The 15,621-nt window shown below is 38.2% G+C and carries 15 protein-coding genes; 9 read left to right on the top strand and 6 right to left on the bottom strand.

Annotated elements, in window-relative coordinates:
- Positions 1-64 precede the first annotated feature (64 nt).
- Positions 65-862 (top strand): tetratricopeptide repeat protein, encoded by a 798-nt coding sequence (locus O0V13_RS06335; RefSeq protein WP_268034154.1) that lies wholly within the window; start codon positions 65-67, stop codon positions 860-862.
- Here the strand turns inward: O0V13_RS06335 and O0V13_RS06340 are convergent.
- Positions 859-1,731, bottom strand: a complete 873-nt coding sequence (locus O0V13_RS06340; protein WP_268034155.1) for an ATP-grasp domain-containing protein — start codon at positions 1,729-1,731, stop codon at positions 859-861. The two genes, O0V13_RS06335 and O0V13_RS06340, sit on opposite strands and share 4 nt — an antisense overlap.
- A gap of 96 nt (positions 1,732-1,827) precedes the next feature.
- On the opposite strand from O0V13_RS06340, the gene O0V13_RS06345 reads away from it, so the two are divergent.
- Positions 1,828-2,601, top strand: coding sequence for a polyprenol monophosphomannose synthase (locus O0V13_RS06345; RefSeq protein ID WP_268034156.1), 774 nt, complete (start codon positions 1,828-1,830; stop codon positions 2,599-2,601).
- Here the strand turns inward: O0V13_RS06345 and O0V13_RS06350 are convergent.
- Complete coding sequence (locus O0V13_RS06350) at positions 2,558-3,772, bottom strand: ABC transporter permease (protein ID WP_268034157.1); 1,215 nt, start codon at positions 3,770-3,772, stop codon at positions 2,558-2,560. The genes O0V13_RS06345 and O0V13_RS06350 overlap by 44 nt on opposite strands.
- Before the next feature lie 48 nt (positions 3,773-3,820).
- Here O0V13_RS06350 and O0V13_RS06355 point away from each other — a divergent pair, with 48 nt between their 5' ends.
- The 7 genes from O0V13_RS06355 (at position 3,821) to O0V13_RS06385 (ending at position 11,026) form a co-directional block, all read left to right on the top strand.
- Positions 3,821-4,993 carry an exo-beta-N-acetylmuramidase NamZ family protein gene (locus tag O0V13_RS06355; protein ID WP_268034158.1) on the top strand — a complete coding sequence of 391 codons (1,173 nt, stop codon included), beginning with the start codon at positions 3,821-3,823 and terminating at the stop codon, positions 4,991-4,993.
- 43 nt (positions 4,994-5,036) lie between these two features.
- Entirely contained in the window at positions 5,037-5,963 is a 927-nt protein-coding gene (gene fmt, locus O0V13_RS06360; protein ID WP_268034159.1) for a methionyl-tRNA formyltransferase, read from the top strand.
- A 90-nt stretch (positions 5,964-6,053) separates the two neighbouring features.
- Positions 6,054-6,977, top strand: coding sequence for a DUF4412 domain-containing protein (locus O0V13_RS06365; protein WP_268034161.1), 924 nt, complete (start codon positions 6,054-6,056; stop codon positions 6,975-6,977).
- Positions 6,978-7,082: 105 nt separating this feature from the next.
- Entirely contained in the window at positions 7,083-7,586 is a 504-nt protein-coding gene (locus tag O0V13_RS06370; protein WP_268034162.1) for a dihydrofolate reductase, read from the top strand.
- Entirely contained in the window at positions 7,583-8,374 is a 792-nt protein-coding gene (locus O0V13_RS06375; RefSeq protein WP_268034163.1) for an SDR family oxidoreductase, read from the top strand. The genes O0V13_RS06370 and O0V13_RS06375 overlap by 4 nt, the downstream gene beginning before the upstream one ends.
- Positions 8,375-8,378: 4 nt before the next feature.
- Complete coding sequence (locus O0V13_RS06380) at positions 8,379-9,635, top strand: competence/damage-inducible protein A (protein ID WP_268034164.1); 1,257 nt, start codon at positions 8,379-8,381, stop codon at positions 9,633-9,635.
- Between the two features lie 86 nt (positions 9,636-9,721).
- Positions 9,722-11,026, top strand: coding sequence for a dihydrolipoamide acetyltransferase family protein (locus O0V13_RS06385; RefSeq protein ID WP_268034165.1), 1,305 nt, complete (start codon positions 9,722-9,724; stop codon positions 11,024-11,026).
- Positions 11,027-11,054: 28 nt separating this feature from the next.
- Here O0V13_RS06385 and O0V13_RS06390 read toward each other — a convergent pair whose 3' ends face one another.
- The 4 genes from O0V13_RS06390 to O0V13_RS06405 are packed head-to-tail and all read right to left on the bottom strand — an operon-like array spanning position 11,055 to position 15,572.
- Positions 11,055-13,895, bottom strand: a complete 2,841-nt coding sequence (locus O0V13_RS06390; protein ID WP_268034166.1) for a PAS domain-containing hybrid sensor histidine kinase/response regulator — start codon at positions 13,893-13,895, stop codon at positions 11,055-11,057.
- Positions 13,892-14,902 carry a PDC sensor domain-containing protein gene (locus O0V13_RS06395; protein ID WP_268034167.1) on the bottom strand — a complete coding sequence of 337 codons (1,011 nt, stop codon included), beginning with the start codon at positions 14,900-14,902 and terminating at the stop codon, positions 13,892-13,894. The genes O0V13_RS06390 and O0V13_RS06395 overlap by 4 nt, the downstream gene beginning before the upstream one ends.
- 20 nt (positions 14,903-14,922) lie before the next feature.
- Complete coding sequence (locus tag O0V13_RS06400) at positions 14,923-15,162, bottom strand: hypothetical protein (protein WP_268034168.1); 240 nt, start codon at positions 15,160-15,162, stop codon at positions 14,923-14,925.
- A complete protein-coding gene (locus O0V13_RS06405; protein ID WP_268034169.1) occupies positions 15,159-15,572 on the bottom strand; it encodes an OsmC family protein in 414 nt (137 codons plus the stop codon). Before O0V13_RS06405 ends, O0V13_RS06400 begins: the two co-directional genes overlap by 4 nt.
- Positions 15,573-15,621: the final 49 nt, after the last annotated feature.

The raw sequence follows: 15,621 nt of genomic DNA on the forward strand, positions 1-15,621 counted from the left end.
GGGGTTTAGGAAGTTTTTGAAAGAAAACATTTTCTTTACCCCTTATTTTTTTGTTTATTTAGGTATGCTACGAAAAATAAGTAAACCGACTTTTATCCTCCTATTTTTTTGGATAACCTCCTGTGCCTCTGATCTATTTCAAGCTGAAGACCTATTTTATCAAAAACAATATGAAGCAGCTATTTCAGAGCTTAATAAATATTTGTTTTTGCATGTCACTGATGTGAAAGCTCTTCATCTTAGAGCTCGTTCTTATGAAGAATTGGGAAAAATGGATGAAGCAATCGAAGACTACGAAAAAATCCTTTCAATAGACGGCAATTATGCTCAAGCAATGGCAGGAATAGGCAAAATCTATTTTAATGAAAAGGAATATGAAAAAGCCGAATTAATCCTATTAAGGGCAGCTAAAACAGACCCTGCAGATTATGAAATTCTTTTTTTAACAGGAAGAGCTCTCCTTCAGAACCAGGATTATAAACTAGCAAACAATTTCTTCGAGAGAGCAAAAGAAATCAATGATGATGACCCTGAAATATACTTTTATCAGGGAATGGCCCGAGCATATATTGGTGATGCTTATGGTTGCGCTGGTTCCTTTAATATGTACGTAAGCAAACAACCAGACAATATGGTAGCGGTTTACAATCGAGGTTTTGCCTACATGCACTTAGGATATTTAGAATGGGCCCTGGAAGATTTTGACAACGTGTTAAAGAAAAACCCAACTCATATGGAAGCTTTGGCGAAAAAAGGCATTTGCATGGCTAAGTTGGGAGATTCAGATGGCTGTAATTACATACAAAGGGCTGCGAATATGGGTTCTGATTATGCCCAAAGCAATTTGGATATCTGTTCTTAAAGCAACCTTTCCTTGAGAGCCTGTTTGTAATTCGGGATAGCTTTTGGGCTAAGCCCCAGAAACAAATAGGGCTCGATCAATTCCAATTCCATCAAATGGAAAACCCCATTAATTTCAACACCGTCTACTCTTGCATATAGCGTATTTTCGGCAAATTCCCTCATGATTTTTTTAGCAGATTCTAGCATTGAATCAGAAGGCTGCATTTCTTGTATGGATCCTCCAAAATAATGCTGAACTCTAAAATCTTCTTGGGCTGGAGTTTTCAATACTGCATGCGAAAAAACCCCATTAAAGAAAAGAAGAGAGTACTCTCCTACTTCTGCGACTTCAGGTACAAAGGGCTGCACCAAAAATGCCTCATCTTTCAATAATTTTGTGATTTTTCCCTCATACTGGGACAGTTCAGAAATGGGGATTTTAAAGGTATTCTTCGCTCCGCCACTCACTAAGGGCTTGACAACCACCGTATCAGATTCTACGCTTATCGCAGCTTCATTAAGATCACCTTTTTGGGTAATTATTTTTCCAGCAATTGTTGGAATCCCACGTTCCTGAATTTCCAATAAATAGGCTTTGGAACTATTCCAACGAATTGTATCCAGGTCATTCATCACAGGAATCCCTAAGCCTTTCATTTTTTCGATCCATTCCAGAAACTCAGGATAATAATCGAAGTAATCCCAAACTGATTTGATCAATAAACAGGAAAACCTTTCCCAATCGACCTTTGGGTCTGACCAAGGAACTATCTGGTTTTCAATCTCTAATTCTGTTAGGATAGATGATAATATTTCATCTTCATTGACTGTATTGGCATCATAGGCCCCAACGGAAACATATGAAACAATGGCTACTCTAGGGTTCATAACAAATTTTTTCCAAATGTACTCTTTCGCTAAAAATTGCAAAGCCATTCTTCAAATACCATCAGGAAACCTTACTTTTGGACTTTCACCCAAAATATGGACCACAGAAAACTCGTTATCATCCCCACCTACAATGAGATCGAAAACATCTCAGACATGATCCAAACTGTGATGGATCTGGAGGGTAATTTTGAACTTTTGATCATAGATGACGGATCTCCTGATGGTACAGCCAAAGTTGTCATCGATCTTCAGGACAAGTTTCCTGATAGACTTCATTTGGTTCAAAGAAAGGCTAAATTAGGATTAGGAACAGCCTATATCAATGGTTTCAAATGGGCTTTAAGAAAAGGCTATGATTATATCTTCGAGATGGATGCCGATTTCTCCCATGATCCTAATGACTTGATCAAACTTTATAAAGCTTGTGCCGAGGAAGGCTTTGACATGAGTATCGGTTCACGCTACATTACAGGAGTCAATGTGGTCAATTGGCCGATGGGACGTGTTTTAATGTCCTATTTTGCTTCAGTTTATGTGAAATTCATCACTGGACTTCCTATCAAAGATGCCACAGCAGGTTTCAAATGCTACCACAAATCAGTTCTTCAGGGCATCAATTTGGATGAAATCCGATTTATAGGCTATGCTTTCCAGATTGAGATGAAATTTACCGCCTGGAAATTGGGATTCCAGATCAAAGAAGTTCCGATCATTTTTACTGACCGAACCAAAGGAACTTCAAAAATGAGCAAAGGAATCTTTAAGGAGGCTGTTTTTGGAGTGATTTGGATGAAAGTCAAAAGTATCTTCTCCCCTTACCGAATCAATCAAAGCGAATCGATTGAATTGGATTCACCCTTGAAATAACCAAGACAGGGATCCATAGCACTGCCGCTGTCAAAGCTGCAATCCCAATATTGATTGCAATAAAAATTGGCCAGTTCCAGTCGATAGGAACATAGCTCATATAGTAGCTTTCTTGATCAAGCGGGATCAAATGGAATAAGTCTTGCAGAATCCCAAAACCAAGTCCAATCGCATTCCCTATTAACAATCCTCTCCCCAGAATTCGCATTCCATTCCAGAAGAAAATCTTGCGAATCTGCTGATTTCTAGCACCAAGAGCCTTCAAAAGGCCTATCATTTGGGTCCGCTCCATGATGAGGATAAATAAGATTGCCGCCATATTGAAAATGGCTACGAATCCGATCAAGCCTATAAATACGTAGACGTTTGTATCCAAAAGCTTGAGCCAATCGAAGATCTCCAGAAATTTATCCTGCGAGTCGATCAGTTTTAGATCTAGATCCAAGTTTTCTTCAATGGTCTCAAAAACCTTTCGAGTTGGCTTTTTATTCACAAAAATCTCTAAGCCACCGATTTCATCTTTTGCCCACCCATTCAGGTTACGGATAGTCTGCAACTCCCCAATGATGATTTTTTCATCAAAATTTTCGAGATAGGTCTCATAAATCCCAACAAGTTCTACTCTTCTATACCTAGGCGGATCTTGTACGAAATAAAGAATAATCCGATCTCCTACTTTCAATTGAAGTCGATTGGCAATCACCGAACTAACCATTAATTCATTGGATGTTCCTTCCTCTGGAATCCGGATCAACCTGCCTTCTTTGAGGTAATTTTTAAAAGTCAGAGTATCAAAGTCTTGCCCCACTCCTTTCATCAACACTCCTTCTACTTCCTGATCTCCTTTGATCAAAGCGGCCTTATGGGCAAAAGATTGAACCCGTTCAATCACGGGAATTTGGCTGTAATTTTGTACAAAGTCGCTCTGAAGGGAAAAAGGGCTTTCTTCAAAAGCATTGCTCATAGTAAAACGCTGTACCTGATATTGACCTGTAAAGCCATATACCTTGTTTGCAACTGTCTTTTGAAAACCTCCCAACACCATAAAAGAAAGTATTGACACTGCCAGGCCTAAAGCCAAACTGCCAACAGCAATCAAGTGGATCGTAGATGAAAATCCGCCTGTTTTTCTAAAACTGATTCTTTTGGCTATGAAATAGGAAAGGTTCAATGGAGTGATTTAATTTGTCCAATTACAGCGCAAAATAGCATGAAGCACATGAAAAACTTATTCTTAGTCATTTTTTTGAGCGCCTTTTTAGGTCTCTTTGGATTGTTTAATTCTCAAACTCAAGGCCAAATCATCATGGGTGATGAGAGACCTGAGCTCTATCTCCCTATGCTTCAAGGGAAAAGAGTTGGAATCGTAGCCAATCAAACATCCATTATGCCCCAAAAGGAAAATAAACATAGTGTGGACTTTTTGTTGGAGCAGGGAGTTGATCTCAAAAAAGTATTCGTTCCCGAGCATGGATTCCGTGGTACTGCTGACGCTGGAGAAAAAGTAGATAACAGCGTGGATCAAAAGACTGGATTGCCTATCGTTTCACTTTATGGTAAAAACAGAAAACCTACTGCAGCTCAGGTTCAGGATCTAGATGTCATCCTTTTTGACTTGCAAGACGTAGGAGTTAGATTTTATACTTACATCTCCACCATGCATTACATCATGGAAGCTGCAGCTGAAAATGGCAAAAAGGTAATCATTTTTGATCGACCCAATCCAAATGGAGACTACATCGCTGGACCGATTTTAAAGCCAGGCTTTGAGAGTTTTGTTGGAATGCATCCAATCCCGGTTGTGCATGCCTTGACTGTTGGAGAATTGGCACAAATGATCAATGGAGAAAAGTGGCTTAAAGGAGGAAAAACCTGTGAATTGGAGATTATTCCAATGGAAAACTGGACCCATACCACCAGTTATGCGATTCCCGTAAAACCTTCTCCAAACCTTCCGAACGATCTTTCTATCAGATTATATCCAAGTACTTGCTTGTTTGAGGGAACCGTGATTTCATTGGGAAGAGGTACCTATTTTCCTTTTGAGGTTTACGGATACCCAGATCCCAAATTCGGCGATTTCACATTCACTCCGGTTAGTATTGATGGGATGTCTAAAACCCCTCCTCATCAAGATAAGCTTTGTTACGGAAGGGATTTGAGAGGAGAATCGATGGACCATCAATTCACCTTAGAGTATCTGATGGAAGCATATCAAAAGTCTGGGATGAAAGAGAAGTTCTTCAACAACTACTTCAATACGCTTTTGGGAACAGATGAAATCAAAAAAGCAATGCTTTCAGGTAAATCAGGTCAGGAAATAGAGCAATCTTGGAAATCCGGAATTGAGGCTTACAAAGTCATGAGGAAAAACTACTTGATTTACCCTTAATCTCCTGATCACTATAGTTTTACCTTCAATAGAATACACCATTATGTCAAATAAGAATTTGAAAATCATCTATATGGGAACGCCTGAGTTTGCGGTTCCTTCCTTAGATAAATTAGTAGAAAATGGTTGGAATGTAGTGGCTGTAATAACCGCTCCTGACAAACCTAAAGGAAGAGGCCAGAAACTCATTCCTTCTCCTGTCAAAGAAGCCGCTTTAAAGCATGAGATTCCCGTATTACAACCTACCAATTTAAAGTCTCCAGAATTTTTGGATGAACTGAAGTCCTACCAGGCAGATCTTCAGATTGTGGTAGCTTTTAGGATGCTTCCTGAAGTGGTTTGGAGTATGCCTCCTATGGGCACTTTCAACCTTCACGCATCATTGCTACCAAATTATAGAGGTGCAGCTCCCATCAATTGGGCGATTATTAATGGTGAAAAAGAAACGGGAGTTACTACCTTTTTCTTAAAGCATGAAATTGATACCGGATCAATCATTCATCAGGAGAGAACTCCTATCCTACCAGAAGAAAGTTTGGGTGAGGTATATGAAAAATTGATGAATATCGGCTCTGAATTAGTTGTCAAAACAGTTGAAGACATTGCCAAAGGAGAAGTCAAGCCACTTCCTCAAGACGAAAGCAAGGCGCTTCATCATGCTCCGAAGATCTTCAAAGAGACCTGTAAAATAGACTGGGAAAACTCTGCCGAATCCATCCATAATTTGGTGAGAGGACTTTCTCCTTACCCTGCCGCCTGGACTGAATTAGAAGGAAAAGTCTGTAAAATCTACCAGTCCAAAGTATTTAAGACTGACCTTTCAAGTATCCCAGGAAAGATCTATTCTGACGAAAAAACATATTTGAGAATGGGAACCTCATCCGGACAGTTGGAAATTTTGGAACTTCAATTGGAAGGTAAGAAAAGGATGAAAACTGAAGATTTTCTACGTGGCTATAAGTTCAGCTAATCTTTTAAAATACATATTTTTGTACTTTATATTTTTGACTGTTCTCTATTTTTTAGAACTTGTCTTCTGATTTACAAACTTTTACACTCTATGAAAAAGATAAACACTTTGATATTGCTTCTACTTTTTTCTTTAACCTTTGAGGCAGAAGCACAATTCATCAAAAAAATCCAAAAAGCAGCTGAAAGAGGGGCGCAAAATGCAATAGAAAAACGCGCTGAAAAAGAGGCTGAGAAGATGGTCCAGAAGCAACTTGAAAAACAGTTGGGAAGTATCTATGGAACTGATGATGACGGAAACCCTGTAAATATTGACATGGAGTCCATTCTATCTGGAATGGGTGAAGATGTCGCCATTGCAGATGAGTATAATTTCCTTGGGTTTATGGTTCTCCAATTGGATGCAACTGAGAAAAATGGGAAGAAAGACGATCCAGTTTTCATCAAATCATTGATGGGATCAAGTACTGATTTTACAGGCATGGAAATTCAGGATCCTAAAAACCCTCAGGTCGTAACCACCATGGTATTTGACACTCCTAACCAGGCAAGTATAATGTTTATGGACAATGATGGCGAAAAGTCATCTTTTGCATACAAACTGGATCTAGATGGAATGACCGATATGACTGATGAGGAAATCGATCAAAACATGGAAGAAAAAGATGTGGTTTTAGAAAAAACCGGAAATACGAAAGATATCTTAGGCTATGCTTGCGAAGAATATCATGTAAAAAGCGAAGATGGGGAAGGCTATTATTGGACTACTACTGAACCTATAGATGGAGTAAATTCATTTTGGGGTATGAACAGCCCGTTCATCAAGCAAGGAGCACAGGAAAAATATCAAAAGCATTTCAAAGATATTCCGAATGGGAATTTCATGGAAATGACCTACACATCCACTGACGGATCCAAAGTCGACATGAAAGTCATTGAAATAGAACCTAATAGTCCCAAATCATTTACTTCGGCGGATTATCCCAACGTCATGCAAGCCATGAAACAGCAATAAAAACGAAAAAAGGAGGTGTTTCAACCTCCTTTTTTTATATCTAACTTATCAATCAAAAGCTTTTTTTAACCATCATACCCCAGTAAATTCAGGCTCAGCTATACAATGATGGAAATAATATTAATCGCTGCAGTCGCTAAGAATAGAGTTATTGGAAAAGGAAATGATCTTGTTTGGAAGCTCCCTGAGGATTTCAAAAGATTCAAGGCTATCACATCGGGAAACTATATCCTGATGGGAAGAAAGACTTTTGAATCACTTGGTAAACCTCTACCCAACCGAACTCACCTCGTCATCACTCGAGATTCAAGCTATTCGGTACCTGAAGGTCACCATATTTTCTCCTCCATAGAGGATGCGGTTACTTATGCTCAAAAAGCAGACGCTGGCAAATTATATGTCATCGGAGGTGGAGAAATCTACAAACAATCCCTCTCGATAGCGGATAAAATGAACCTCACAGAAGTAGACGCAGAGCCAGAAGGAGACACCTATTTCCCTGAATTCAGCAAAGAAAATTGGGAAGAAACCTTCAGAGAGTTTCATCCAGCAGATGAAAGGCATGAGTATTCATTTTCCTTTGTAGACTACGAAAAAGTGAAAAAATGAACACTTCCAAAGAGGTAATCTGGATTACTGGGGCATCTTCTGGAATCGGTGAAGCATGTGTTTATCTATTCAACTCAAACGGATATGAAGTCATTCTTTCGGCTAGAAATGAAAAAGAGTTGACTAGAGTCAAAGAAGCGTGCTCAAATCCCCAAAACGCTAAGATTCTACCTCTTGATCTTTCTCAAACGGATAAAGCAACTGATTTAGTCCAAGAGGCTGTTCAGCTTTTCGGAAAAGTCGATGTTCTATTGCATAACGGAGGAATCAGCCAACGGTCCTTGGTAACAGAAACTCAATTGGAAGTTGACAGAAAACTTATGGAAGTCAATTTCTTTGGCACTGTCGCTTTGACAAAGGCCATTCTCCCCTATTTCATAGAAAATAAAAAAGGTCACTTTGGAGTTGTAACTAGTCTAGTTGGTAAATTCGGAACCCCTTACCGATCTTCCTATGCCGCTTCAAAACATGCTCTGCATGGTTTTTTTGAATCATTAAGGGCTGAAAGTTCTGAAGACGGGATTCTGGTAACAATGATTTGTCCAGGCTTTATCAAGACCCAGGTTTCAGTCAATGCCTTGACTGGAGATGGCACTGCGCTGAACCAAATGGACGATGCACAAGCGAATGGAATGGATCCAAAAGATTGTGCCGAGCAAATTTTTTCAGCAATTCACAAACAAAAAGAAGAAGTATTGATTGGAGGTAAGGAAGTCTTTGGTGTTTATATCAAAAGATTCTTTCCTTCATTATTTACCAAATACTTAAAAAAAGCAAAAGTCAGATAATCATATGAAACTGATCAAAGCAGAAATCATAGCCATAGGAGACGAGCTCCTATATGGTCAAATCATGGATACCAATAGCCATTGGATCTCCCAACAATTGGATTTGAAAGGCGTAAAAGTCGCACATAAAACAACTGTCGGAGACAATAGGAATGATATCCTAGATGCTTTTTCGCAAGCTGAAAAGAGAGTCGATTTGATTCTAATCACAGGCGGTTTGGGCCCAACTCAAGATGATTTGACAAAGCCCCTAATGGCTGAATATTTTGACTGTCCCATCGTGGAAGTTCCGGAAGCGGTCGCCGCAATTACCGAGTTTTTCAAAAAAAGAGGAAGAGAAATGACTCCTTTGAATACGCTTCAAGGTCATCTTCCTGCTTGCTGTGAATATGTACCAAATCCAGCTGGAACAGCCCCAGGAATGTGGTTTGAAAGAAATGAAACCTATTGGATGTCTATGCCAGGAGTTCCTCATGAGATGAAGCGATTGATGAATGATTTTGTCTTACCAAAGCTTCCTGAGATTTTTGAGCTTCCTGTGATTTATCACAAAGTGGTCAAAACAGTAGGAATTGGTGAGAGTTGGTTGGCAGACTTAATTGCAGACTGGGAAAATGCGCTTCCGGAGCATATTCGTTTGGCATATCTGCCTTCTCTAGGACAGGTGAAATTAAGGCTAACAGCTTTTGGAACTAATCTCATTGAACTTCAGGATCAGGTAGAGCAACAGATCAGCTTAATTTTCCCAAGAATTGGTAAATATGTTTTCGGATACAATGGAGAAACCCTCGAAACAGCCATTGGAAAGCTTTTGAAGAAAAGCGGGAAAACCCTAGCTTTGGCAGAGAGCTGTTCCGGAGGATATATTTCCCATTTGATTACCTCAGTCCCTGGGAGCAGCAATTATTTCCAAGGTTCTATCGTCCCATACCACAATCAATTCAAGCAGGAAATATTGGGAGTAAAGGCCGAAACATTGGAAAAATATGGAGCGGTCAGTGAAGAAACGGTTCATGAAATGTCTGAAGGGGTTCGTGAAATTTTCCATTCAGATTTTGGACTAGCTTCAAGTGGAGTCGCAGGACCTGATGGTGGATCGGAAGAAAAACCTGTGGGTACAGTCTGGATTGCTTGTGCAGGAGAGAATGGAACGGTGGCAAAAAAACTCCAATTGACCCAAGATAGATTGCTGAATATTCAATTAACTGGCGTTGCTGTTTTAAATTTATTAAGAGTTCAGCTTTCCAGTGATGACAAATAAAATTTTAAACCATAGGTTTGTTTGATAGTTTTATAAAATTTAATTTTAAAACTTAAACATTAACCCAATTAAATACCAAAGATAGTATGGCAAGTGTAGAAATGCTTATGCCCAAAATGGGAGAAAGTATCATAGAAGGGACCATTCTCACCTGGTTGAAAAAAGAGGGAGACAGCATCGAGCAGGATGAATCTGTCTTGGAAGTAGCCACTGATAAGGTAGATACGGAAGTTCCTGCCACACATGCAGGTGTCCTCAAAAAGATCTTGGTGAAAGAGGGCGACGTCGTCGCTGTGGGTGCTCCTATTGCCATTATCGAAGCGGAAAATGGAAATGTAGATGCTTCACCGTCACCAAAGGCTGAAGAAAGCACTAACACACCAAAAGAAGAATTAATTGCTGCAGCTCCAGCAAACACATCTGCTATCCTGGAAGAAGCTCAAACTTCTCAAGCTTCAAACGACTCTAGGTTCTATTCACCTCTTGTCAAAAGTATTGCTAAAGAGGAAGGAATTGATGCCAATGAACTGGCTAAAATTCCTGGAACTGGGAAAGAAGGTCGAGTGACCAAGCAGGATATGTTGAATTATTTGGATAACAGATCACAAAAAACGGCTGCTGCTCCAGTAAATACACCTGCACCTTCCATTGCTGAACCAAAAGTTCAAGTCAGTATCTCCGCAACTGATGAGATCATCGAAATGGACAGAATGCGTAAGATGATCGCCCAAAGAATGGTCGATTCCAAGCGTATTTCTGCACATGTGACTTCTTTTGTAGAAGCCGACATGACGAATATTGTTCTTTGGAGAGAAAAGAACAAAACTGCTTATCGAGCTAAATATGGCGAGTCCATTACCTATACCCCATTCTTCATTGAAGCAATAGCTCGTGCTATTCGTGACTTCCCGATGATCAACATTTCTATTGATGAAGATAAAATCATCAAGAAGAAAGATATCAATGTGGGTATGGCAGTGGCATTACCATCTGGAAATCTAATCGTACCTGTGATCAAAAATGCAGATCAACTGAACTTGGTTGGAGTTTCCAAAAAAGTAAATGATTTAGCCAATAGAGCTAGAAACAATAAATTGACAGCAGACGATTTGGCTGGAGGAACTTACACCGTTTCAAATGTTGGATCTTTTGGAAATGTAATGGGTACACCGATTATTCCTCAGCCTCAAGTGGCGATCATGGCTGTTGGTGCAATCGTAAAAAAACCTGCGGTAGTTGAAACGCCAACTGGAGATGTGATTGCGATCCGTCATAAAATGTTCTTATCACATTCCTATGATCACAGAGTGGTAGACGGATCCTTAGGAGGCATGTTTGTGAGACGTGTCGCAGATTATCTGGAGGCATTTGATTTGAACTCTACTTTCTAAAAAATGAAGCCCTCTGTCGAGGGCTTTTTTATGCTCTTTCTCTAATCTTTTTGGAATAGAAATTCAATCTTTCAGCCAATACTGCTAATCGAATCGGTTTGGTTAAATAATCATCCATACCAGCCTCAATAGCTTTCATATAATCATCATCAAAGACGTTAGCAGAAAGCCCAATGATTATCAAATCCTTTTTATCTGGAAGTTTTCTGATTTCTGTAGATGCCTCAAGTCCATTCATTATTGGCATTTGGACGTCCATTAATACTATATCAAAATCTCCTTTTTTTACTTTTTCCAATGCATCCTTACCATTCCTTGCAATTTCATATTCAAACCCTAACTGATCCAACATTAAAAGCATTAACTGTAAGTTGAGATCATTGTCTTCAGTTAATAGAATTTTTAAAGGATTATTTTTCCCATTTTCTTTGATTTCAGCCCAGGAGAGCTTCTTTGCCTTTGGCACATGATCCTTTTCATTAATTTTTTGGACCAAAATAGAAAATTTGAATATGGAACCTTTCCCCTCTTCACTTTGTATCTCCAATTCGCCCCCCATCAGTTCCAATAGTTTTTTGGCAATAGCTAACCCAAGTCCTGTTCCTTGATAATTTCTTGTAGCAGAACTATCTATTTGATAAAATGGATCACTTAACTTTTCTATCAAATCATTTGAAATTCCAATCCCATTATCGCTTACGGCACAATTGAGAAAGTAACTATCTCCACTAACCTGATCGACCGAAAGTTCAACATTCACCTTACCTTTGTCAGGAGTAAATTTAATGGCATTTCCCAATAAGTTTAAAAAGACTTGATTCAATTTAATTTTATCACCTACTATTAAAAATGGCTCCTGAGTAGGCTTTTTAAAGGAAAACTCGATCTCTTTTTGTGTAGCTAAACCTGAAAGGGCTTGAGATTGATTTTCTAGTTCTTTAATAGGGTCAAAAACTTCTTTGAGGATTTCTACTTTACCTGCTTCAATTTTTGAATAATCTAGAATGTCTTTAATAATACCTAAAAGCGTATTTCCAGAGTTTTTGACTATGTCTACATATTGTTTCTGGATTTTACTAAGATTAGTTTGTTCCAATAAATCAATTATACCTAACAACCCATTCATTGGAGTTCGTATTTCATGGCTCATATTGGCCAAGAATTCAGATTTAGCTTTTGAAGCCTGATCAGCAGCATTCATAGCATCCATTAGCCCTTTTTCCCAAATTTTTTGACCTGTGATATCCTTAGAAATAGACATCATCCTTTCTGAATCCAAAGGAAAAAACCTCATTTCGAAATGTTTCTCTCTCAATGAAGTAGCCCACTTAACATTTGTTGTTTGAATCGTCTTGGTTTCCTTGGCCTCGTTAAAAGTATTCCTAATAGTTTCTGATAAAGGTGGCTGAACAAAATCTTCAATTTTTTTACCGATTGGCTCTTTGCCAATATCTTCAATATTTTCTTTATCAATCCCATGATAATCAATCACAACCCCTTGATTATCATATATAAATATGGTATCCGGAATATTTCCTATCAGGGTTCTCAATCTATCCTCACTTTCTTCCAAATTAATCCTAGACTGATATTGATCCGTGATATCCGTACAGATTCCCATACCACCATTAAACCTTCCAAGCTTATCAAAAACCAACTTTTCGAATAGCTTTAGCCTTATTTTTTTTCCATTGGGCTTTATAAAATCATATTCTAAATCAATTAAATCACGGCCTTCCTCCAATGCTGCAATTATCTTTTCTTTGACGTCAATTGCCCCTGGATGAGAAAACTCATTTTGGAAAACCTCTATGAACTCTTGCTGACTGTGCCCTAATGTTTCTTCCACTTCTTTACTAACCCGAGTCATTCTTCCTTTATAGTCATGGAAGAATACAAACCCTTTTAACTCATGTAGTAGTAAGGACTGTTGATCAAATAAATCTTGGATCTCCTTGATGTTTTTTTCTTGTGTACGCTGAAAATCTAGGCTATTCTTTAAGGAAACTACAAAGAAACCAATGGTAGCAACTAGAAGAAAAACAAAGCCCAGGAATAGAAAAAAGTAAGTTCTATATATGCCACTTGTCAGTCCTTCTGTTGGGACTGCAAAGATCAAAGTACCACTCCTATTAGATAAGATAAAACTAAATGGATATTGGGCGATAATCCCTGTTGTTTCTTCCCCTTTATTTTTCCAAGATGCCTCATAAAATCCTTTTAAGCCCAAAGCCACATCCTCAATCAAAGGCTCTATTTGTTGGTGATTTAATTCAATAGAGGTGTTGTTGAGAGGAACTAGCTCCTCATCAAAAATCATGAACTTACCTCCACCTGGATTGAGGTAGTAGTTAGAAATGTACCCTTTGGTATAGGCTATCAAATCCAAGGAATATAAAACCCTAAACCCTTTTTTACCCAAGATCAAATTTGAAAATTCCTTGTCTTCGGACATTGGAAACGGCTTTTCAGACTGGGTTCTGAAAAAATCATTACGATCATTCATGGTAAAAACCAAAACTGAATCCTGCATATCAACCCAGATGGAATCTAGTAAATTGGGAAAGGCATAAAACAACCTTCTTGCTGTGTAGGTGAATTCCTCATCAAAATCATCAAGCTCATGCCCTGGATCTTCCAGATAAGTAATTATTTCTTTGGATTCATCTTCAAATCTCCTTACTTCCAATTCCAAACCTCTAGCTGCCAGTTCTGTTTGTTTGTTAAGAAAATCCTTTCTTGAATCAATTTGAGCATTGAAAATCGCTGTAAAAAAGCTTAGTCCCAAGATGATAACCAAGAGAACCAAAGCTGACCCAATAATTAAAGTCAGCCAAAAATCATTTCGTATGAAACTGCTCCTTCTCATTGACTCTCAAAATTGATTTTTATGGCATACCAATTAATTAGGCTAAACTGCATTGATACTGCATTTGTCAAAAAACCTTCGTCAATAAACTCAAATGATTCTTGATTTTCCAAAAGGAAAGAATTTGCCATTGCTCTCACTTCTTTGCTTTTGCTGCTAAATAGATTGAAGTCAGAAATTCGAAAATTATCAGATTGAATAGTTTCCCTATAAACATGATTTTTTAATGGAGGCATACTTAAAGCTTCTATTGCTGAGGCATTTCCTCCCACTATATCTCCTTTTCCTGTGACAATTATGAAATCACCATTTAGATTTTCTAAAAATTCTTGAATGAAATTATCAATGGTGATATCTATTCCAACCACTGCAGACAATTCATTTTCATCAAAAACAGGATGAACTAGAGATAAAATCCATCCTTTACCTGCTGGATCAACGTAAGGATCCAATATCCATTTTGAACCTTTTTCAGGGTTATGTTCTAAATCAGCCTCATAGAAAAAGTTGAAATTTGTGACATCCATATTTGGGTCCAAAATATTGACCACATCATAAGACGGGTAAACTCTTGAGGTCTGCAATTCTGAATTTGAATAAATCTGAGTAATGAGATCGTACTTATAAAAGAGAGCAGCAAACATGCTATCTAACCCATTCGTGAATCGTATCTCATCTCTTGCTTTAGCAAAATCCGGAGTAGTTGTGAGAATGATTACAGAACTTAATAAAGAATCTGAATCAGGAGTGTTACTGGAATAATTCCCTGTAAAATGATATTTATCCTTGGTGATTTTCTGAAGAATAACTTCTTTATTCTGAATCAAAGAATCATAAAAGTCTGCCAGCAAGTCAATTTCTCGCATTAAAACATTTCCCTGTTTTTCAATGGAATCAATTAACGAAGCTAATTTGGCTTTATCTTCTTCAACTGAACTGTTTTTAGCCTTAGTGCAGGAAAAAAATAAAACTAGAATTACAAAATATGCGAAAATATTGAGTTTCATTAAAGGTGCTTTGTTGAAAATTAAAGATTTTCCACCTGAGCACGAAATGAATTTCCCATTTCATCAAATCTTTGTTTTACTTTTTGAAAAAATTCACCTTCCAAAAAGGCATCTAACTCACTTTCTTCCAACACATCCAATTCATTCAGTTTGAATGTTTGTTCCATTGGACCTAATTCATATTTGATGATGTATTTATTGTTCCAGGAGAAAATGCTCACACGCACTTCCTCCTGAATCAATTCCTTTACGACTCTCATGGTCTTTGAATCTCTGAGCTATAAGTAATGTTAGATTTCAAGGAGGAAGCCACAGAGCAATATTTATCCACTGAGAGTGCAACAACTTTAGCAAACTCTTCTTCTTTGGCATCTGGAGAAACTAGAATAAATTTCAAATGGATATCTGTATAAAAAGCCGGAACTCCATCATTTCTATCTCCCTCCACTTCTACTTTCATGTCCACTACTTCTCTTCTTTTCTTTTTCATCATTAGAACAGCATCCACTGAGGCACAGCTTCCCAAGGAAGTAAGCAACATATCCATTGGAGATTGCGCCTTCTTTTCAGCTGGATCATACATGTCAATTTGAACTACGTTCCCTTGAGGATTTACAGATTCATATTCGTAGTCCGCCTTCATTGTGACGGTCACATTTCTTTTTGCCATTTCTTCAAATTATTAATTTATCACTAAGCCATTTCGGCCTAATAAAGTT

It is taken from the genome of Algoriphagus sp. PAP.12 (genome assembly GCF_026652115.1).
Taxonomy (GTDB): Bacteria; Bacteroidota; Bacteroidia; order Cytophagales; family Cyclobacteriaceae; genus Algoriphagus.

Excerpts from the sequence above, each read along its gene's own strand:
- O0V13_RS06335 (WP_268034154.1), top strand. The coding sequence starts at position 65 with ATGCTACGAAAAATAAGTAAACCGACTTTTATCCTCCTATTTTTTTGG.
- O0V13_RS06340 (WP_268034155.1), bottom strand. The coding sequence starts at position 1,731 with ATGAACCCTAGAGTAGCCATTGTTTCATATGTTTCCGTTGGGGCCTAT.
- O0V13_RS06345 (WP_268034156.1), top strand. The coding sequence starts at position 1,828 with ATGGACCACAGAAAACTCGTTATCATCCCCACCTACAATGAGATCGAA.
- O0V13_RS06355 (WP_268034158.1), top strand. The coding sequence starts at position 3,821 with ATGAAAAACTTATTCTTAGTCATTTTTTTGAGCGCCTTTTTAGGTCTC.
- fmt (WP_268034159.1), top strand. The coding sequence starts at position 5,037 with ATGTCAAATAAGAATTTGAAAATCATCTATATGGGAACGCCTGAGTTT.
- O0V13_RS06365 (WP_268034161.1), top strand. The coding sequence starts at position 6,054 with ATGAAAAAGATAAACACTTTGATATTGCTTCTACTTTTTTCTTTAACC.
- O0V13_RS06370 (WP_268034162.1), top strand. The coding sequence starts at position 7,083 with ATGATGGAAATAATATTAATCGCTGCAGTCGCTAAGAATAGAGTTATT.
- O0V13_RS06375 (WP_268034163.1), top strand. The coding sequence starts at position 7,583 with ATGAACACTTCCAAAGAGGTAATCTGGATTACTGGGGCATCTTCTGGA.
- O0V13_RS06380 (WP_268034164.1), top strand. The coding sequence starts at position 8,379 with ATGAAACTGATCAAAGCAGAAATCATAGCCATAGGAGACGAGCTCCTA.
- O0V13_RS06385 (WP_268034165.1), top strand. The coding sequence starts at position 9,722 with ATGGCAAGTGTAGAAATGCTTATGCCCAAAATGGGAGAAAGTATCATA.
- O0V13_RS06390 (WP_268034166.1), bottom strand. The coding sequence starts at position 13,895 with ATGAGAAGGAGCAGTTTCATACGAAATGATTTTTGGCTGACTTTAATT.
- O0V13_RS06395 (WP_268034167.1), bottom strand. The coding sequence starts at position 14,902 with ATGAAACTCAATATTTTCGCATATTTTGTAATTCTAGTTTTATTTTTT.
- O0V13_RS06400 (WP_268034168.1), bottom strand. The coding sequence starts at position 15,162 with ATGAGAGTCGTAAAGGAATTGATTCAGGAGGAAGTGCGTGTGAGCATT.
- O0V13_RS06405 (WP_268034169.1), bottom strand. The coding sequence starts at position 15,572 with ATGGCAAAAAGAAATGTGACCGTCACAATGAAGGCGGACTACGAATAT.